Origin of the sequence: uncultured Chryseobacterium sp. (assembly GCF_913776365.1) — a bacterium.
Taxonomy (GTDB): domain Bacteria; phylum Bacteroidota; class Bacteroidia; order Flavobacteriales; family Weeksellaceae; genus Chryseobacterium.
Map to the genome: position 1 here is coordinate 1 of NZ_CAJYMO010000049.1, position 3,141 is coordinate 3,141.

The 3,141-nt window shown below is 43.1% G+C and carries 4 protein-coding genes; 3 read left to right on the top strand and 1 reads right to left on the bottom strand.

Going from position 1 to position 3,141, the window contains the following annotated elements:
- The first annotated feature begins 77 nt into the window (after nucleotides 1–77).
- From QZ735_RS02745 to QZ735_RS02755, 3 genes are all read left to right on the top strand, one after another.
- Nucleotides 78–665: a TetR/AcrR family transcriptional regulator gene (locus QZ735_RS02745; protein WP_294243913.1), complete on the top strand. Its 588-nt coding sequence runs from the start codon at nucleotides 78–80 to the stop codon at nucleotides 663–665.
- Between the two features lie 87 nt (nucleotides 666–752).
- Complete coding sequence (locus tag QZ735_RS02750) at nucleotides 753–1,919, top strand: MFS transporter (RefSeq protein WP_294243915.1); 1,167 nt, start codon at nucleotides 753–755, stop codon at nucleotides 1,917–1,919.
- A gap of 110 nt (nucleotides 1,920–2,029) precedes the next feature.
- On the top strand, nucleotides 2,030–2,197 hold the full coding sequence (locus tag QZ735_RS02755) for a hypothetical protein (RefSeq protein WP_294243918.1): 168 nt from the start codon (nucleotides 2,030–2,032) through the stop codon (nucleotides 2,195–2,197).
- A 229-nt stretch (nucleotides 2,198–2,426) separates the two neighbouring features.
- Here the strand turns inward: QZ735_RS02755 and QZ735_RS02760 are convergent, their stop codons facing one another.
- Nucleotides 2,427–2,819, bottom strand: a complete 393-nt coding sequence (locus QZ735_RS02760; RefSeq protein ID WP_294243920.1) for a VOC family protein — start codon at nucleotides 2,817–2,819, stop codon at nucleotides 2,427–2,429.
- Between the last annotated feature and the right edge of the window lie 322 nt (nucleotides 2,820–3,141).

Genomic DNA, 3,141 nt, shown 5'->3' on the forward strand with positions numbered 1-3,141 from the left:
ATTGATGAAAACAGCCCGGTGAATAAAAATAAAATTAATTTAAACCGAACGGTTTAATATTGTATATTTGCAGGATCATGCCAAGAAAAAAAGAATTTGATTACGAGCAAAAGCTGGAAGCGGCCATGCATCTGTTTTGGGAGCAGGGGTATCATTTTACTTCCCTCAGCGACCTTGAAAGCCATTTAAAAATTAACAGAAGCAGCATATATCCTACCTATGGCGATAAAAAGGAATTGCTGCTCAAATGCCTCGACCGGTATCAGAAGGCCAAGCTTTCCGAATATCAGTATTTTTTGCAGGACAAAAGCCATAACGCCCTGGAAGATATGAAGCAGATCCTGTTGATGGCCGTACAGCAAAGCATAAGCGATCAGAAGGTCTGCCTGGCCGTAAAGATGGTTTTTGAAACGGCCCTCGCGGACGAGGAAATCAACCGGATGCTGCTGACCAACGAGAAAAAGATAGAGAAGGTCTATCTTGCCATTCTTGAGCGCGGGATCCTGCAGGATCTCATGAGGGACGACCTGGATACGGAAACCACGGCGGCATTCTTTGCCAGCTCATCTGCAGCACTCCTGAAAAACTATGTCCTGCACCGGGATCAACATCAGATTGACAATATGGTTCAGCTGATGGTTGAGCTGGTCAGCAAAAAGAAATAACCGGTAAGCCGGCCATCCTCTGATTTTAAAAAAATTAAAAAAACAGACCTATATTTTTTTACCCTATTTTAAACCGATCAGTTTATTATGAAAGAAAACCTCAATAGAAGAATCGCCTATGTCGGATGCCTGGGTGTCGTGGGCATCATCAGTACCGAATTCGGAATTATCGGTGTTTTGCCGCAGATTGCCGCATTTTATAACATCAGCATCAGTACAGCCGGGTATCTGCTCAGTGCTTTCGCCATACTGATCGCGGTAACCGGTCCTTTCACTGTATTATTTGCTTCCCGGTTTGATAAGCGAACCGTGATGCTGTGTGCAATGGGACTGTTTTTCATTTCCAACTTTTTCTCCATCTTCAGTCCGCCTTTCTGGATCCTGATGCTGCTGAGGGTACTTCCCACCGTTCTTCATCCCGCTTTTTTTTCGATGTCGATAGCAGCGGCAGTTAAGGGAACCTCCCAGAAAGACCAGATGCGGCTCACAGCCGTCATTATCGGCGGGATTTCCCTTGCCCAGGTTACACTCATTCCTTTAAGCACCTTTGTTGCAAGCATGTATTCATGGCAGTCGGCCTACGTCATCCAGGGAATCATTATACTTGCCACCTTTTTGATCATCATCCGGTGTATACCGTCTTTACCCAATGAACGGCCTGCTGCGTTTAAGAACCAGCTTTCGATATTGACGCAGCCGCGTTTTATTTCGGGGACGCTTCTAAATCTGCTGCTGATTACAGCGTGGTTTTGTTCATATGGTTATTTCGCAGATTACCTGACAAAAGAAAAGCACAGGAGCGGACAGGAAATCAGTATCTTATTGCTGCTCTTCGGAGCTATGGGGGTTGTGTCAAATTATGTATCAGGAAGATTATTGGGTAAAAATATGTTCCGGACAACCCTGTTTTTCATCAGCGGAGTCTTTGCCGTACCTTTTTTATTCTATTATACCGATGATTCCTTTTTGAGTGTGGCTGCCGTTACAGGCGTCTGGGGCATGATGTACGGGCCGTGTTTCCTGATCGGGGTGGGGTATATGATCTCAGCGGCACCCCAGGCAAAAGAATTTGCCAACAGCCTTCAGACCTCCTTCGGAAATTTAGGCGTGTCTTTAGGAACGGCTGCCGGAGGATTCTGTATCAGCCGGTACGGAATATCCATTGCACCCTGGGTAGGAATGGTATTCGGGCTTCTGGCTGTTCTTGCCGTATGCTGGCGTACCTATTTAGATAAAAAAGAACCGGAAGCCTGACAAGGTTTATGTCGCTTGTGAATTTATTTATTAAATATCACCAAACGATGAAAATATTTCATTAACTTTGAGAATAGTAATTAAAATTATACCTTAAACCAAAATTTATCATGAAAAATTTAAAAGCGCTGTCAAGAAAAGAACTGAAAGGAATTAAAGGAGCGGCCTCCGTATCAAAATGCCCTCCGGGATACTATTACTGTCCTGAAGCGGATGTATGTGTTCCGCTCAATGCAGGCTGCTTTATTATCGTACCGGATATCCCTGCAGAAGGATAAGCATTGTATAAAAAAGATTCATTCAGAAGTTCTTTCCCGGTGGAAGAACTTCTTTTTTTTGTGAAAGGTACCGGTATGGTTTTCATCCTCCTCATTGCTTCTCCCGGATTATTTTCCCAAGCATAAGCCTGTTAATACGTTGGTTGTCTGAGGATAAGCTTTATGCCGGCTGAAGCTAAAATGGCAATGAATGAAACGCTCAGTCAGAGATGTTTTCCCTTATGGATGGTCATATGGTAATTTCCAGCCAGTTGCCTTCGGGATCCTGTATGATGCTTTCATAATATCCGTCACCTGTTAATCGCGGTTCCCCTGCAATGGTATAACCGTCTGCACGTAATTTTTCCGTCAGCCGGTCTACGGCTTCGCTGCTGCCGACGGATACGGCAATATGGGCATATCCCATCAGGTGCCCTCTGATGCCTCTGTTTTCCGTAATACCAGGCATTTCCATCAGTTCAATCCGGGCATTTTCATCTTCAGGGAAAGTCAGAAAATAAGAGGAGAATCCTTTTTTGGGGTTGTGGTACTTCTCATTGCTTTGCATGTTGAAGTACTTCATATAAAAAAGACGCATCTCTTCAAGGTTACGACACCATAGGGCAATGTGATTGATTTTCATAATACTCAATTTTAAACTTTAGATATAAACATAAAACATAATATAAGTCCGGTATGCAAAGTAAGTATAATATCCGTACCAATGCGATGTAGCCTGTTATTTTTGTAATCACTGAAGCCCGGTGCTTTTGATAAAGGCATCATGATTTTATTTATAAGCTTTTTACTTCATATGATATAGAACGCAGGTTAATATAATAAAGCAGGCATGATTTTGCGCTGGCAGTGATCATTGTAAAAGAAAGCAGCGTAATTCTTTCAGACGGTTATGAAAGAGAAAAACGTCGTTCACCTCAACAGTGAATCTAATCATTCGTCCGGAT